The following is a 17,179-nucleotide window of genomic DNA, read 5'->3' on the forward strand; positions in this document are numbered from 1 at the left end:
CATAGCGTTGATGCGAGGGAAAGTCCACTCCATACATAACTTATCTTATGCACTGAGTTTGGGCGATTTTGGGGCTAATTCAAGGCTGAAACTGGCGTTTATCTATACAAATACTGACGACATAACGTTATGGCTGCGAATCATCCGGCTCTATGTATCCTTCCTCCATCTCGACCGATTCCTCGATAGCTTCATAGTCGGCATCCACTACATCGGCTTCAATCATATCCAAAAATAGCTGCTTTCGTTCCTGTTCTAACGCTTTTGTATTCACCACCAACTCACGCCGATCATTCCACTCGTTAGGTGCACGGTTCTTTAAGTAGAAAATCATCGCTGTCGGATTGGGAGGCTGATATCGTTTCACTTTCTCAATACGAGTCTTCTTTTTTCCATTTTTGTCCTCTTCAATGATGGTTTTAATTTCTTCATATTCATACCCTGTAGCAGCTTTCAAAAGTGAATTTTCTACGTGGGATATGGGGACAGATTTGCTCCATTTGACTAGTTCAGCCAGCATCGGATGTTTATCTATATACTCGTACCAAGTCGTTTTACCAATGTCGAGTTTCTTGATGATATCCTCCGCATTCACGCCTTCTTCGAACCATTGTTGAATCTCCGCTAATCGAGGATATACATGGGTTTCCCACTTGGTTGGACGTTCCAATGCTTCAGCAAATTTCGGATGCTTTCTGCGATAATCGCCTAATGTCCAAATATGAATGTTCAGTCGCTTAGCAATCTCTTCATCTGTTGCTCCTTCACGTACCCAAACGGGAATATCCCTGAGTCTTGGCACAACAAATTGATCATACTTGGTCAGTATCTTTGGTTTATTCCTTTTTGGATTGTTATTGTTCTTACTCATTCTGCTCACCTCCAGCACAAAAAAAGGGAACAGCCAACTATCGACCATTCCCCATATGTATCAGCTTATCCTTCTAACTCAGCTTCGTAAAACAATTCAATATCCTCAATCACCTTCTGAATCAATTCATTGTCCTCCCGAGCCTCCTCAGCTCCCAGCACATTTACCTTTTCGGCTTGCATACCCTTTAGGAACCGAATCATCATATTCACTTTTGTTTTGCCCATATCCCCATCACCCTCTCGGTTTAGTCAGCACATGATACCTCTGACCTTGCCGACTCAGCAACAACTTCATGATAGTCATACCGCTTACCTTCCCGAATCGAATATACATCGCTATCGCTACCAACGTGGGCAATATACCGCTTTACAATCACATCTACATATTTGGGGTCAAGCTCACTCGTAAAGCAAATCCGATCCGTTTCCTCGCAAGCAATCAACGTTGAACCTGAACCGCCAAATGGATCAAATACGATATCACCAAGTTTACTGGAATTCTTGATCGGGTAACTAATCAGGGAAATTGGCTTCATCGTGGGATGATATTCATTTCGGAAGGGGCGATCAAATTGCCATAAAGTTGTTTGCTTACGATCACTGTTCCAGTAGTGTCCACCTGTCGGCTTCCAACCATATAATACGGGTTCATGCATCCAGTGATAATCTTGTCTACCCATTACCATCGCTTGCTTAGCCCATATGCAGCATTGTGCCAGTTTGAATCCAGCTTCAATAAATGCCTTCCTAAAATTCAAACCTTCGCTATCTGCATGGAACACATAAATACTTGCCCCGTCATCTGCTACTTCAAACATTTGATTATAGGCAGCCAATAGGAAATCATAAAATTGGTCGTCATCCATCTTATCGTTTTCAATTTTCAATGCATCCTTCGTCTTACCTGTATAATCCACATTATAAGGTGGATCAGTTACAATAAGCTGAGCCTTCTTACCATCCATCAATGTTGTAATATCCTGCTGATTAGTCGAGTCACCGCAGATTAGCCTATGCTTCCCAAGTAGCCAAATGTCACCTTTACGAGTGATCGGATGTTCAGGTAATGCTTCTTCCAGATTAAAATCATCTTCCTCATCCACTAATTCTTCATGCAATGTATCCAATAGACGCTCACACTCACTCATATCAAATCCAGTTAGAGAAAGATCATAATCAGCCAGTTTTAATTCTTCTAGTTCCTGCGCTAACAATTCAAAATTCCAATCTGCATACTCAGCCGTTTTGTTATCAGCTATTCTGAAAGCTTTGACCTGTTCTGGTGTTAAGTCATCGACTAATATAGTTGGTACTTCCTTTAGTCCAAGCTTCTTAGCTGCTAACAAACGAGTATGACCTGCTATGATTTCATGATTACTGTCAATCAGAATGGGATTTTTAAAACCATAACTCTGAATACTTGTTGCTACATAATCTACAGCTTTCTCATTATTTCTGGCGTTTTTTATGTACGGAATTAAAGTTTCTACGTTTATGAATTTGATTTCCAATCCACTTGATCCCCCTTTCTACCTTCATTTTTAAAAAGGCTGCAATCCACATCCAGATGCAAAACACGACAACTGCTGTGACAACTCGTGATATTTCTACACTTATTGCTTGTAACATTAATAGCATTCATATTTCTCCTCTCTAAATGAAAAAGGAACCCTAGCTCGTAGCCAGAGTTCCCGTGTATGATATGTATTTTTAAATTTTTGATATTTCAATCATCATTCAACTTGCTAAATTTCTTGTCGTAAAACTACAAATTTTGAATCGTGACTCAGCTAGCTTCTACAATTCAATTTGATCGCTTATATCACTAATGACCTCTCGCCAACATTGCTCCCGTTGGTTGTCCAGTACATGATATACTTCCTCTTCCAATACCTTGTATCGTTCATTTAATTCAGGCAAAAGGTGAGCCATTCGCTGATCTATAAGTTCTTCCAAATGGGCTTTTCGTAAAATCTCATTCGTAACTTCTTGCTTGACACGCTCATGAATGCTTTGTTCTAGGCTAAGCATAAGCGTTGATGAATCTGGAATGACTTTTCCTTTATCATACTCAGACATCTTCCTTTCCAGCCAAGAAACAAATAATTCCGAATCCATGGCGTTCAACTCGACTCGATTCGTTTGTAGCCAATCTTTCCATTCGCCAGCTACATAACCCGCTACAGGCTTCTCGTCTCGCTTCCTTTCTAACTTTTCCACTTCTAGCCCCATGTGAACAGCTTCCTCTGGATCAAGTCCCAAATTAATCACTCGTACTTTTCGACCTGGGCGAGCTTTCGTTTCCTCCACTAATGTCTCATAGATTTTAGTTCCAGCAGCATCAGCGTCATGGATACAGAAGAATTGCAGTTCCTCCTCCGTTTCCCCCAGCATATCCAGCAAATCCTTAACGGCTCGACTGGCATATCCCTTCGACGTGACCAATGCACAATCATACCGTTCAGGAAATTTGGCCTGTTTTAATAATGGGAATAAACCTTCCTTTTCGCAATATAGGATTTTATTAAATGTCCAATTCGGTCGACTATAGTTTTGAACCGTCAATGTACCGATAGGAATATCCTCACCTGTATGAGGGTGATACAATACACCTCGATTATCCCGATACAAATTTGGAATCTCTCCGCATTCATTTTCATAGTTGGTGATGATTCCACAAAAATTTCCATACTCAAGCTGCCGACCTAACTCTGAGATGATATAAGGACGTATGGCATAATACAGTTGGCGTAAGCTGAAGGGGTACTTACCGTTACCACTTGCTTTGTTGATGGCTGCTTGTAAATGAGCCAGAATGATAACCTTCTGTGACTTCTTCTTATCCGTTTTGCTTATATGCTTCTTCGCTCGTTTCGCTGCCTTCTGAATAGCTTCTTTAATTTCATCCTTCATCCAATTTAAATCAGGCTCCTTACCATCACTCACAATCGGCATATAGGGAGTAGTGATATTCAGAATAATGTGGCAAGGCTTTATTTCAATTTTTTCATAGAAGCCACTCGCAAATACAGTAACTGATTTTTTATCTACGCTAAGTTGGTTCCATCCTGTAGTTGGAGATTTATTGACGAGGATATCCAGTCCAGAAGACTTATTGAAATCAACCCAAGCTTCAACTGTAAACGGGATTTCGGCGTTATATACTCCTCTACCACTTTTCACTGTAAATTCACCACTGGACTTGTAATATTCATAACCCGTTATTCCATTCATACTACTGTAACGAGACCCATTGACCTGTTTACTGTGATTCCGAATTGCACCAAGCAATAATTCCGCTTCATCAAACGAAAGCGATTGACCCAATTTGTTTTTATAGTCGCTTGCCACTTTTCCAGCTTTCGTCCCTGTGCAACCATCAAACTCTGCAACCAACTCGCGTACACTGCCTGCATATCCTTGACATAATTCATAAAATGCTTCTGACGTGTACCAATAGCCAGATGTTCTCCCCTTATACTCTTCGCCTTGATTATAAAGGATCGCTAGTTCTGCCCAATGTAGATCTGGCGTTAACGAATCACCAAACTGAATTTCAATCTTCGTTCCCGTATGAGGAGAATCGCCTACTTGCTTAGCCGTAGAAGTTCCATCTGCTTGGAAATGAATCTGATATCTTTGTCCACGTGTGGATACGCATAAACTCCCACCCGAAGCAATAACCGCACCTGATACGACACGAAGTCCATTTCCCAATGCTCCCCGAGTTGGCATCCGTAGTATTTTACTAGACAGAAACGGACGATTAATGGAGAATAGCTTTGGCAATAATTCAGGATTGATTCCCTCACCTTGATCCTTTACATAGAATCCATTCGGTTCCACATATCCCACTTCACAGTGTCCACAATGATCCAGAGCGTTATCTGCCAACTCCTTCGCAACCAATAGTCCAAGTTTGTCCCGGCTGACCCCAGCTTTCTGTGGTAGTGTTTCTAAATTTCTAAATTTTGTCCAATCCTGAGTTGTGATCAAATCCAAGTTTAAAATCTCTCCCTTTTCGATTTTTTTGAGCAAGATTAAAATTCAATATGAAACATGAAAATTTTAAAGTGATAATCTATAACTCTATTAATTTAGCCGTTGAATAGAACGTGTATTCACATCACGACCTCTCTACGGGCTGACAAGCCCTGTGCGAAGCACCCTACTATATCAATAGCCTATTTAATAAATTCTCTAATCATTATGTAAAATTAGTTTTAATGGAACTTTATATTATTCATCTACTTGTGGGATAGGGGAAACTCTATCACCATCTCGATAAAAACCACTTCGCTACGCTACGTAAACGGGTATTCATCGACCTGCCGCCGTTTCCCCTCCCACACCCAACCCCTTTGCGGCTCATTATGATTTCTCAACTTGCACGGTTTCTTATATATTATTATAGAAAAGTGTGTAAGTTAGGATTTAAGATCCGTTTCACCAAAGCGATGCAAATACTGCTGTCTCCCTCCACCTTTTAGCCGTGAAATTTGGATTCCATGCTGCTTGAGCATAAGTTGAATGTTTTCCTTTTTGATCAGTCTACTCCAATAAGTATCTGTAATGTCCAATTGTTTACGTACTTCCGTAACCGCGATAGATTGTCCATCCCATGTTTCAATATAGGTGTATAGTCGTTTTTCTTGTTTATCTACACCCTTTTGGTGATTTTTCTCCAAATCAAATTCTGGAATCTGTTCTACTTTAAATGTACATCCTTTAAATCGTTGGCCTATCATTTCTTTCAAGCGAAAATCGCCACCAAATAAGTAGATGTCAACCTGTTCATCTGAACTAAAATCTCGCACTTTGGTTCGGAATACCTCTTGTTCCAAATCTACTAACATTCTTCGCAATTCAAATATGTTGAGATTATCATGACCAAATCGGCTCGTTTTTCCATCAAACTGAATATAGTTTTGTACTTTATTCATGTCGCTTTCATTTAATTGAGCTAAACGATCCATAGTCAAAAATGTATATATAAAAACAGCTAGGGTTTCATCCGAGGGTAAACGGTTCCAGCCAATCTGAACCATTTTCCGGCAATGTTGAAATAGATTTTTCCCTTTGGTATTCCCAAAGTAAGGAACTACATTTTTTCCATTCTGATCCTGATCCAAGACAACATAAGGATGATGTTCGAGTTGTTTGGTAAGTTGCTTATTGATGTTCATTTTGCCACTCATTTTATAAGAAACAACATACGTGGGTTCGTGGAAATTTTTTCGAATCCAGTTGGTTACCACTTTTAACTTGGATTTGGAGTTTTCAATAGCACTTCTACTCATATTTTCGTTTATGATATGAAAGGTAACGTTGTCATATTCTTTATAGTCATCGATATTAAAGTGAACGAATTCTGGGGTGTAGCTAGGGTCTCCTTCACCTGTTGCATCAAAAATATATGTTCTAAATTGTTCGAAGCGGAATTCTTCTTTAGGAAAAATCACTTTGAAATAAATAGAACTGGAGGTATTACAGAATAATCCTCCTGATTGGAAAAATAGTTGAATCGCAGCGAGTTCCTCTGTAAAGGGTTGAAGATACTTGTAAAAAAGCTCTAGAAACTTTTCCTCAAAAATGTCTTCATTGTGAAGTATAACTCTACTGCGATACTCTTTATACTGATTCTGCAAATCCAGTATTCTACCCTGTACTTGATGCAGAACATGTTTCATATACATTTTGTTATTCGTCGTTTCGGAATCAAAAATTGGAATCTCATTCACTGCGTTTGACAGTTTTAATAGGAGCTTCTCATCCACGTTCACTTGTTTCTCAAGGACTGGTTTTTCATCCATCATAATGATATTACGTGGGCGTGCTCCTCCCCAGCAATTATAAGTCGCTAATGTACTTAGTTTATCCGTTCTATAATGAGAAAATCGCTCCTTGCTCATGGCCACAATGGGACTGTTCTTTTGATCAAATCGTTGTTTAAATACCCAACAGTCTTGGTAAAAGGGGCAGTTTCGGCTGGAGCAGCTCCCTTTGACATATTCGGTAATCCCATTCAGACAGTGTTCTTTGTTCCAGCCTTCCATCACATATACCCAATCCACTTTTTTAAATTCATCGTAGTAACCAAATTGCTCTCGAATTTTGAATTGTATATTTTTCAAGTCTTTGATCCGATCACTGACGATGATCATGCCCAAATCCAGTTCTTTTTCATGTTCATGAAATACACCGATGTTATTAATGAGCGTTTCTACAATGGATTGGATCAAAGTCGATTTGCCAAATCCAGCCTTAGCCGGGATGACTACAGCTTTATCGGGATGCTTCAATTCGCTAAAAATAAGTCGCGTACAGTCCTGTGAAAATTGCTGTTGCTTATCCGATATGGATTTCTGATATGAATGTTGAAAAGTGGTAACGAAGCGATTAGAAACTTCCGTTGCCAAATCATTTACTTTTGAGTTGTTTATAATGAGATCATCAATTTTATAAGAATCAATCGTTACACTAAACAAACGCTCAAAAAGCTGACCATCCTTGAATTCTTTATTGTAAGTAACTTCGTTATAGATACATTTTTTCGTCGTCTGCTCCATCGTTATGATCACCTGCCTGAATTACAATAAACGAGCTTTAAATTGGTTGTATTGTGCCATCGTTTTCCGCAGTTGCGGCGAGTTATTAAATATGTAAATCACACGATTGTCATCTTTTAAGTCTAAACGCTCATTTACTTTCTTAAATCCATTAAACATCAGCCATCCTGCCATTCGAGACTGAGTAATGACAATTGTATCGCTTTCCATATCTGACCTCCACATATATTAATGATTGGAATGTGAAAGGTTAATCCCCCCACATCCCTCTCTATCGGCTGGCAAGCCGCATGGTTATGCTCGAAAGTCTGCCTGGCAAATGATAGAAGCGTTCGTTGTCTTTATAATCTGTTTAATGGTTATCGACTTGCTCATATAGCAATTGAGGATGGTATCTCCTGTTTTGCGAGCAATACTCAATCCTTCAGCTACGCCAAGCCAGCCACGGTCATCAAACAAGGTATACGTTTGTCCCAACATTTTCTCTGCTACTTCTTTGGGATTCCATATCCTCTTTTCGCTGCTTACCAAGGAGATTTGGTAGCCGATGAGATCATCGAGCTTCGCATCCTGTCGTTTAAGGTACTTATTAGGAATGCTCATATCTTTGCCTTTAGGCCATTGTAATGTGTAAGCTTCTCGTTTCATCACCGTAGTATAGTTACGGCCCAGCCACTCAAAGGTATGTTCATCGCTCTCTTTGCCTGCTGGATATATACTTTATCTTTGTCCTCATAATGAAGCTGTACATTTTGCAGCATTCCTTCACTGGCGACCACCCAACAAAAGGAATAATTTTCATTCGAATTTTTCGCTTTGGAGTCCACGTAAGTCTTCCGCACAGCAGCCGTAGCAAGTAGAGAAGGACAATCGCATATGCTTTCCGCTACTGCCTTCGTTTCCCGATATAGCTCCGCAAATTTGGCATCCACTTCTTTTCGCAATCGCTTCTGCTTCTCGTCTGATGCGAATGGATTCAGGCTCTGCTTCTCTTGTGTTAGCTCTTTATTTCTTTGCAGGAACGTATCATAAGTTGTCTTTAACGCATTGATGGTTTGATCCACATACACTGTATCCAAGTCAGGATTTTGAAAATACTGATAGATATTCTCAAACTGATGTTTCCGAATTTTCAGATCCGTATCGTCTATCATGATTCGGTTTATATATTTCTTAAATGAAAACATGGACTTGGCAAGCAGATCTAAAGCCGAGGTGTGCTTACGATCCTTGTTGTAAGTTTTTCCGTCTTTGAAAAATGTAAATTGTGGTTTCAACACTCCAAACCGATGCCGAATCACGTCTGGAATGACAACTTGGTCGAACAGACCCGATTTGGAAGCATCTATACATAGGGCTTGTAAATGCTTCATGATCGCAATTGGAAACTTGTATTGCAATAACCTTTCTTGCGCGTTAGCGATATTTTCTATCGTCGTATTGATATCGGTGATTTCTCCCGTTTTATCTTCAGAGCGAATAATAAAATCAATAACATTTGCCTTGTTCCATTCCTGTGAAGGAGCAGTAGATTTATCTGCATCGTTGACTTGTACCAGTGAATTGATCACATAGTCTGCCAGTGATACTTTAGCCTCAGCGGGAAAACGTTCCGCAAAATGCTGCTGGATATTATCATTCAACAGGTCAAGTCGATTTTTACCGTGGTGTTCACTTTTTTCGTTATTAACCTTAAAATTGTACTGCTGTAGATATTCAATCTGAGTCTCGACCAAATTTAATTCTGTAGACAGAACTAGTAATTCATCGCCGTCCCTGTCTGCGCCGCCAAGACGATCTGGCTCTGTCCCCAAAGGAAGCTGCACAATGTTGTCGAGATGACGAATAAACTCAGCATCCTCACCTTCATAATCCACGAATGTGGTTCGGGTAATTTCACTGAAAGACATGATCGGATTTCTCGCAAATAAATTCTGACCTAATATCGCACCGCCACAGTAACTCTGCTTGGCAGATAGAAACCCTGTATATTTCCAAGTATGATGATCCGTTGCCGCAGCGTAAGACAAAAACGCTAAAATGTCTTGAGTTACATATAGATATTTGGCTTCAACATAAAATTTTCCCAAGCCCATTTCATCTATTTTATGGTCGATTACTTCCTTAATCGTTTGCCTTACTTTATGATCGAATGCCAATTTTTTATTAAGGTGCAGAGCATGAATAGCATCGCTGCACTGTTTACCAATTCCATTATCTGAATTTTCTTGATGAATCAAGTGCAGGAAGGCTTGCAAATAGCGGAGATCTTCCCAGTCCAACTCCTCTTTGCGATAGATACTTAATGCCCGATATATGAGATCACCCTGCACATGGGATAAACACAAGATATCTCTGGCTTGAAGATCAAGAGCCAACAATAACTGGTACGATGATTTCCGGTATTGTTCATCTACTGGCTTGGCAATATTGGAGATACCAATCGTATCGTAGCCATACTCGATCAATTTAGACTGGTATGCTGCTATTGAGGGAAATAACCAGGCTTTCTCCTCTGAACCGTCTGGCTTTTCTCTGACTACTTGTAGCTTTGCTTTAAAAGTAGACTCGGTGGTCAAGATATCGATCTTGTCTGCATCATGCCACGTTCCAAATATATCCTGAATCCGCTTCACGTTATGCTTACGAAAATATCCATGAAAATCCACACAGGGAAAGAAACCTTTGATTGCTGGCAAACGTAATTGATAACCTGTAATCGTATAGTCTACCTCAAGGAAACACTCCATTTGCCGTCCTAACTCTTTTGAGATCAAACCCATACCATCAAACACATTTTCCATGACCGTATGATTTTTCACCTCGGCTAAGTGTAAGCCCGTTGACCATGGTGTGATTGGAAGTTCTTTTTTCTCATACGGCTCAGTCTGGTCGATAGTCCATACGGGAACCGAAACGCCATCTTTCTTTTCGACTTTCCATGCAGGCTTACTAAGATGCTCTAAAGTCACTCGTCTGCTATTCTCTTTTTCCCAGCGACCAGTCGTTTTGTATTGCTCTCTATCGTTAGGAGCGATAGGAAGTTCGATTTTATGCTCTTTGACCTTTTGGTTGATTTTTTGGCGCTGCTTTTCATAGTGTTTTTCTTCTTCCATATAAGCTTGAAGCTTAACATACCTGCCTTCTTCTTCAGGTGTACGCTGATATGGAAGGATCATCTCTACATCTTCCGTTACGGGTATTTCTTTGTCGGGGAGAATACAGATGGTTAACTGCTTCATATCTATAGGGCAGAGATACACATCTGTCGTCATTAGGGCATTGCGCGTCAGATTTTTAGATACCGTACATTGGGTCGGTTCGGTTCCAAAGGAAACATGTGCCTTCAATGCTTCAGCGTACTTCTCCAGTACAAATAGCTGGCGACATTCTTTGTTTTGAGCACCGGAAAGGATATTATCCAGAAATACATAGGTATGGCGAGCAATCTCTTGACCTTTTGTATTTGAATAGATGGCTGTAAAGCCCTTTTCCAGCAAACGTTTGAGTTTGTCATTGTCCTCATCGCTACGTCCACGTCCCGTTTCGATGGTCATGATAGAGAGAATATTCTTCTTTTTTCTGATCGGCTTGCTGTTATTGGATTTTGGATTGGAAGTATCTTGATTGGTTATGTACTCTACTGTAGCATCGAATTTCTTATTCATTATTTTCTCGTGCAAAATGTAATACATGAAAGTTTCACTTGTTTGCTTGGCATCTGCTAAAGTGTAGGCCAGCAAAAATTCGCCACTTTGCTCTGTTACATCGTCAAGTTGATATTGCCATATGTGATACTGTCTTTTTTTGATCATACGAATCCTCCGATATTATTATTGTCGATACAGAACAAGTGTTCTTATATGTATTATATCGCATATACCTTCGCTTTAAAAGACAACGATTGGACAAACTTAAGAAGAAAAGATTTAAAAGGGAACAAGAAAGTCAAGGACAGATACTTATTATATTAACTAAATACAAGCCTTGAACATAATAATACATCCAAAAACTTATTCAGAATTTCATAGATACTTACTTCGTTCAATTTTGTTGAATAAAGAAGAGATCGATGAACTTTCCAAGTCTTTCGTCAGCGTAAACTCAACATCATTATTGTTGCAACTTAGATTATTAACAAATGCTGTATTTATATTTATCACTTTCAAATAAATCTTCGTACGTTGTTTTGGTAAATCTCTGCTTCGGTTCAATTTGAATGCTTTTAACAGGCCCAAAAGTGAAATTGTAAAAAAAATAACCTACCCACAATAAAATGAGGGCAGGCCTATTTTTTAAGCTAACTGAGTCAGTACTGGCTCCATATAGCTATCCAAAAACTCTTCTGTAATACCTTTTAATTTACGTCGTTTGAATAAGGCATACATTTCTTCAACTGCGCTATAAGGGAAAAATCTAGTGTTTAAGGATTGGAATTGAGGCCTAGATGCTTCTCTAAAAACCTTATCCCTATCCTCATCAGGAGCTACAATGACATAACGAGTTGGGAAGGGTGGTAATGCATCTTGTAGCCCTTTCATTCGTGTTAAACCACTTGTAACTCCTGTACTATGTTCAACTTCCATGACAGCTGGCATTAGCTTTCCATTTTTAAACCAAATACAATCAATAAGTAATGCCGCCTTTTGAGCATCATAAAAGTTCTGCATCACATTTTCTTCTTTTTTAAGCGAAGTAATAACATCTTCCATTTCCCCTATTTTTCGATTCTTATAAACAATGCCTTTATCATTTTGAGCAATCCATGTTTTAAAACCAAGATGTTGACCAATTTCAATAAGAGCTATTTGCATTTGGCAGTGTCTACGTTTCATCTCAATGTCTAATTCGGGAGTTTGAATCTCGTCTGGTAGAACTAATGCATCATAGACAATTTCAGTATTAGGAACTTCTGAAATAACTATATCCACTTCTGCTTTGACCATAACGTTTGGAGCATGAGGATTATCTGGACACCACATGATATGCTTATGACCGGGTTTAATCTTACTATTAGAACTAATGCTCTCAATACGACCTGGATAACAATAATAAAATTGAGGTGTGTGAGCAAGTAATGCTTCCAGAGCAGAACGAGTATTGTAGCTTCCACCAAATATTCTATCTACGTTGATTGGATGATTTGGAGCAAGTGTATTTGCTAACCTCCAAATCATTTGCATAGAAATAGATTCTTCTTTAGCATTATTCCAGGTCTCACCTTTATTAGGGCGAATCCTTTGAATAACAATTGGTCCTTCTGGCTTAACCACATTAACAATTTTGATAAGTGTAGGGGTCTTGCTGTGAACGTAATTATATACACTGCTTTTTGGCAACATTCCAATTTCATGGACAAGGTTAGCTGCGGTTAGTCTACTCATTCTAATCCACCTTTAAAAAATCCAAAATAGTTTCAGCAATTCCTTTGGCTGCTTCATAAGGAACACCATTTCCCACTGTCTTGAATGCGTTTGATAACGTGATGGCTGGAGGTAATTCATATTCTTTCGGCAAGCTTTGTAGTGCTAATGCTTCAGCAACTGACAAGCGGCGAGCTTTATATGGATGTAGATGAACTTCATTGTTACCATACGCTACTGTTGGAGAGGGCCTCCATCGATGCAAACGCTTGTATGACTTTTTAGAATCATCCCCCTCTGGAATAACTAAAAATTTCGCCAGTCCTGCTCTTGGAGTGAAGTATTGATGAGCATTGGGATGATTTTCAACATCATTTTTTTTGAACCAATAATCAGCTGTCAATTCTTCACTAATACCTTCTGGTTTTTCACGCTCACCTTCTTCAAGAAATGGTTCCATTCCAGGCCAGGGCATAGCATTAATATCATCAATACGATATTTCAAATGTTCTTCCCAAGGGAAGATATCTGTTAGAGATTGACCTGCATCAAGCTTAATCCCTAGATTCTTTAATACACCTTTTTGAAAACCAATTAATATAATACGTTCACGCTGTTGAGGTGCACCATATTCAATTGAATTAATTAAACGTTCAGTTGTTAAATATCCGCATCTATGCAGTTTTGTTTTCATCTCTTCATAAAACGCTCGATGTTTGGTTGTTCGCCAAAGTCCTTTTACATTCTCAAACAAGAAAAAATCAGGCTTTTGTTTGCAAATTAAATCAATGTATGTTGCAGACAACCTACCGTTTTCACCTTCTTGACCTCTGTTTTTTCCAGCCACAGAAAAGTCAGGACAAGGAGGACCACCAATAAATCCAACTAAACGTTTTTCATTTTTTGTTCTATTAATTAATCTTGATAAAGACTCACTTTCAGCCTCTTGCTCAAACTCAGTTATGTCGCATAAATGATATCCAAATTCAGGTTCTGGAATCCCCATAACTCTGCGTGAGTGTATATACGTCTCCATAAAAGGACGATGATACTCGTTTACGAACGCAACATTATATCCGGTTTTTTCAAACCCTAAATCCAAGAAACCTGCTCCGGAAAAAAATGAAAAGATAGTTGGTGCATTATCCATTGTTGTTTATCCTACCTCAAATCAAATTTAGACATTTCAAATCTTAAAATTCATTCTCTGCTTTCTTAACAATTAATAATAACAAAATAAAAAAGTATTGACTAGTAAGAACCAGCCAACACTTTAGATAGTTAAAACAATACAAACTTAGGAAAGGCAATTATACCTTTTGGAACGATGCTACTCTTGCTCCTCATTAAATCTTTTAATCTTATTTCTGTAATCACTAAAAACAGCTTTTTTTTAATAGAGCTTTCAAACTATCAACCATAATATATCTACTTTTTTATGTACTTCTTCTGTTAACATGGGCGCTTCCCTCAAAGTTGCTCTGTATCCAGACATGGATCATCGAGCCGATATCAAAGTACATCTTACTTATGCTATGGAACAGTACAAAGGATAAGAACAAGTGAGTAAAGGCATAACCTGCCTCTGTCAGATGAAACCAAAAACAGATTCTATTTTGTTAGAATTATTGGATTTTTTTACATGATTATAGTATAAAAGAATTATGATTATTAGTCTATATGTACTACTTTCCTGTAGCTTATAGAACGTCGGAGGAATTGATCGAATGTCAAACACACCGCAAATCGCCCATGAAGCTAAGGCTGATTCAGTATACTGGGACAATCTACTCGTAAATCACGAAAAAATTTCAGAAATTTACTCAGATACCCAAAAAGCAGAAGCCGCTAAATCAGCATTTATCGCTTACTTAAGTCCGACAGATAAAGAAGGCCTGCAATCAATTCTGAAGCTGTCTGATTTTAAAGAGGAACAAAAATGGACCCAAAATCTAAAAGATAACCCAGAATTTCTGAATCTACTCTTTTTAAAAGAATTTTTAAAGAGAAAGAAAAAGGCGGTAGAAGAAGTGTTCCGCTGTAAAGTGCCGGACTATGCTACTCCGTCTATCTCTCCACTTACCAAACTGATTCATTTATTTTATACCAATCCAGACTGGCTACTTGAGGTATTTGTTTTACACGAATGGAGGAATAAAATCTCCGGTGATATTTATATAGCGGGTAAAGATTTTCCTGATATAAGAAGCAAATTGAGTAAGGATTCTGTTTTTCAACAGCAGCTTGTCAATATCCTGTATAGAAATTCAGGTCATAGTAGCGAGTACAGAACGGTAGCCCACTGTGATATAGATAAAAAACATTCGATCTATCTCCTATACAAATTGATAAAAGACTCTAAAAGACCCGGCTATGACGAAAACAAGCGGATTAAAGACCGTGATCAAATTCTATTCTCGTTAGACAACAGCAAGCATACACTGGAAATTAAAGCATCTTCTAGCGATGCAATTGGCGTAAAAAAATATTTTAATGAACAATTTAATACGATTCTTCGCAAAATGGAGAATAGCGTATTCAGTAATTATAATGTGGAAGATATTGTTCAGCTTTTTCGGGAAGGCACACCTGTCGGTGATGAAGAGCCTGATGATTTTTCCATCGAATCTATTACATTTTCCAACTCTTTGCTTATTAAATCACCCGATGTTATTTTACAGCTCAAAGGCAGTGACATCTGGCCTAGCGTTAATGATGCTTTTAATAGAGGTATTGTTGACTTGTACAGCCTTAAGGATATTAAGAAAATTGGTTTTCGTTCGGAGAAACATTCCAAGTCCATTCGTTCAATTGTTCTCGAAGATGGAAATGTAATCTTCAAGCTTAATGACAGTAATTTAGATGATTCAACCAAAAATTCTATTAAAGAAAAATTTTTAAAGAAGTTTGGTTTTCCGCTTGATCAACCTGTTCGAAATAAATTTGATGGTGGCGAGGCCTTCAAAGTTGACCAGATTTTCAGATTCGCCAGTACCAATCCATTCACGCATGAGCATAAAAAAATATACGAAGAATTGAATGCACATCAATTAATCGTTGTGAATGAGGAAAACAGTTTTCATTGTTCGAATCCAACTTGTAGCTTTACTACTACAAATCGGGCGACACTTAAGGTGCTCTCCGTAGATGATGAGGAACAACAATTGATCTGTCCGGAATGTGATGAACCTATTAACCAATTTACTAATGAGGAATTGGTTCCAAAAGGAAAAAACATTGAAAATTATATTCATCAATTGATTAATACGTTCGTAAACTATCATCAAAGTTGTGGTAATCCAACAACATCTACACAAACATATAAAAAAAGCAAATATACCTTTAAGCGCTTTTTGTATAAGGATAAACCCTATCAAATACTGGTTACAGACAGTCTGTTACCTAAAAAGACCCTTGAATGGATAGAACGAAAATTGATTCCGACAATTATTATATGTTATGGAATTGATAAGCAGACAAGTGACCGCTATGCTATCGAAACTGTAGAACAAATTACATTTGGTGACATTTATGTTCAAAATAAATCCGGTCAACTCTTTAATCTAATGGAGAATTATCTCAAGGATTTGGAAAAGCGTACTCATCATTTGGTTGTGACTGCTGCAATGAAAGCAACAAAAAACCTAACTTATATTGGTGATAAAACATCCTCTTTAGAAGATATGTATGATGAAAACATGCTTGAAGATGATACATTTACAATCATTAAACATCTTTTTCCAAATTCCGAGAAATGGGGAAAAGAATACACTGGTCATGCTGTTCCTGAAGGAATTTTTGCAATTCAATATAAGGAAAATAGCGGCTCCTTTTCTACCGAAATAAAACACGCATTCACTTATGATTGTAAATTCACATTAGAAAAATCCGGCTATAAGCTAGGATCTTCTGAAAATCGAAAAAGCCTGCATTATATAAATCAGTTAAACAGACTGGTTAATATTTCAGCTTATTGCACTTCAAGAGAAATAACTTCTCATATTTTTATTGGCAACAAATTTAGAGAGAAACAGGCACGAGCAATGGCTGAATTTTTACGTGAGGAAATTGTTAAAGGTCACCATACAAAACCAGTATTTATCAATTCCAGAGATTTGGCCTATTTATACGATCAATTTATTGCTAATAAAGATAAAATCGATAAAACACCTGATATTTTTTATAAACAAATCGCTGCCATATTTACAACAGATGATGTCATTATTACAAAAGAGTATATTGATGAACAGCTTGAAGATATCGAAATAGCTGCAGAAAGCTATCCGATTTTAAATACAACTAAACTTACAAAAAAATTAATTCGAAAAAAGTAACTGTTATCTCAAGTTAATAAATGATATAATAAAAACCAAC

General features: G+C 38.1%; 11 protein-coding genes. 1 reads left to right on the forward strand and 10 read right to left on the reverse strand.

Annotated features, from left to right (window positions below; all coding sequences use genetic code 11):
- Positions 1-127: 127 nt before the first annotated feature.
- The 10 genes from AC6EJC_RS19165 to AC6EJC_RS19210 all read right to left on the reverse strand — a co-directional run bounded on the left by AC6EJC_RS19165 (position 128) and on the right by AC6EJC_RS19210 (position 13,955).
- Positions 128-871, reverse strand: a complete 744-nt coding sequence (locus AC6EJC_RS19165; RefSeq protein ID WP_444955329.1) for a transposase — start codon at positions 869-871, stop codon at positions 128-130.
- 65 nt (positions 872-936) lie between these two features.
- Positions 937-1,098, reverse strand: a complete 162-nt coding sequence (locus AC6EJC_RS19170) for a hypothetical protein (RefSeq protein ID WP_444955330.1) — start codon at positions 1,096-1,098, stop codon at positions 937-939.
- 20 nt (positions 1,099-1,118) lie between these two features.
- Complete coding sequence (locus AC6EJC_RS19175) at positions 1,119-2,384, reverse strand: DNA modification methylase (protein WP_444955331.1); 1,266 nt, start codon at positions 2,382-2,384, stop codon at positions 1,119-1,121.
- A gap of 286 nt (positions 2,385-2,670) precedes the next feature.
- On the reverse strand, positions 2,671-4,875 hold the full coding sequence (locus AC6EJC_RS19180) for an ATP-binding protein (protein WP_444955332.1): 2,205 nt from the start codon (positions 4,873-4,875) through the stop codon (positions 2,671-2,673).
- Positions 4,876-5,300: 425 nt separating this feature from the next.
- A complete protein-coding gene (locus AC6EJC_RS19185) occupies positions 5,301-7,442 on the reverse strand; it encodes a hypothetical protein (RefSeq protein WP_444955333.1) in 2,142 nt (713 codons plus the stop codon).
- 21 nt (positions 7,443-7,463) lie between these two features.
- Positions 7,464-7,652 (reverse strand): DUF5659 domain-containing protein, encoded by a 189-nt coding sequence (locus tag AC6EJC_RS19190; protein ID WP_444955334.1) that lies wholly within the window; start codon positions 7,650-7,652, stop codon positions 7,464-7,466.
- An 84-nt stretch (positions 7,653-7,736) separates the two neighbouring features.
- The gene (locus AC6EJC_RS19195) at positions 7,737-8,045 is read right to left on the reverse strand and encodes a hypothetical protein (protein ID WP_444955335.1); all 309 of its coding nucleotides are present in this window, start codon (positions 8,043-8,045) and stop codon (positions 7,737-7,739) included.
- 44 nt (positions 8,046-8,089) lie between these two features.
- Positions 8,090-11,257, reverse strand: a complete 3,168-nt coding sequence (locus tag AC6EJC_RS19200) for a hypothetical protein (protein ID WP_444955336.1) — start codon at positions 11,255-11,257, stop codon at positions 8,090-8,092.
- Between the two features lie 480 nt (positions 11,258-11,737).
- Positions 11,738-12,826, reverse strand: a complete 1,089-nt coding sequence (locus AC6EJC_RS19205; protein ID WP_431090385.1) for a type II restriction enzyme NmeDI-related protein — start codon at positions 12,824-12,826, stop codon at positions 11,738-11,740.
- A 1-nt stretch (position 12,827) separates the two neighbouring features.
- Complete coding sequence (locus tag AC6EJC_RS19210; RefSeq protein WP_444955337.1) at positions 12,828-13,955, reverse strand: DNA cytosine methyltransferase; 1,128 nt, start codon at positions 13,953-13,955, stop codon at positions 12,828-12,830.
- A gap of 577 nt (positions 13,956-14,532) precedes the next feature.
- Here AC6EJC_RS19210 and AC6EJC_RS19215 point away from each other — a divergent pair.
- Positions 14,533-17,139, forward strand: a complete 2,607-nt coding sequence (locus AC6EJC_RS19215; protein WP_444955338.1) for a hypothetical protein — start codon at positions 14,533-14,535, stop codon at positions 17,137-17,139.
- The last annotated feature ends 40 nt before the right edge of the window (positions 17,140-17,179 follow it).

The sequence above is a fragment of the Paenibacillus sp. TY11 genome, assembly GCF_059772165.1.

What these genes read in the sequence shown, in the direction of transcription:
- AC6EJC_RS19165 (WP_444955329.1), bottom strand. Translation starts at nt 871, where the DNA reads ATGAGTAAGAACAATAACAATCCAAAAAGGAATAAACCAAAGATACTG.
- AC6EJC_RS19170 (WP_444955330.1), bottom strand. Translation starts at nt 1,098, where the DNA reads ATGGGCAAAACAAAAGTGAATATGATGATTCGGTTCCTAAAGGGTATG.
- AC6EJC_RS19185 (WP_444955333.1), bottom strand. Translation starts at nt 7,442, where the DNA reads ATGGAGCAGACGACGAAAAAATGTATCTATAACGAAGTTACTTACAAT.
- AC6EJC_RS19190 (WP_444955334.1), bottom strand. Translation starts at nt 7,652, where the DNA reads ATGGAAAGCGATACAATTGTCATTACTCAGTCTCGAATGGCAGGATGG.
- AC6EJC_RS19195 (WP_444955335.1), bottom strand. Translation starts at nt 8,045, where the DNA reads ATGAGCATTCCTAATAAGTACCTTAAACGACAGGATGCGAAGCTCGAT.
- AC6EJC_RS19200 (WP_444955336.1), bottom strand. Translation starts at nt 11,257, where the DNA reads ATGATCAAAAAAAGACAGTATCACATATGGCAATATCAACTTGACGAT.
- AC6EJC_RS19205 (WP_431090385.1), bottom strand. Translation starts at nt 12,826, where the DNA reads ATGAGTAGACTAACCGCAGCTAACCTTGTCCATGAAATTGGAATGTTG.
- AC6EJC_RS19210 (WP_444955337.1), bottom strand. Translation starts at nt 13,955, where the DNA reads ATGGATAATGCACCAACTATCTTTTCATTTTTTTCCGGAGCAGGTTTC.
- AC6EJC_RS19215 (WP_444955338.1), top strand. Translation starts at nt 14,533, where the DNA reads ATGTCAAACACACCGCAAATCGCCCATGAAGCTAAGGCTGATTCAGTA.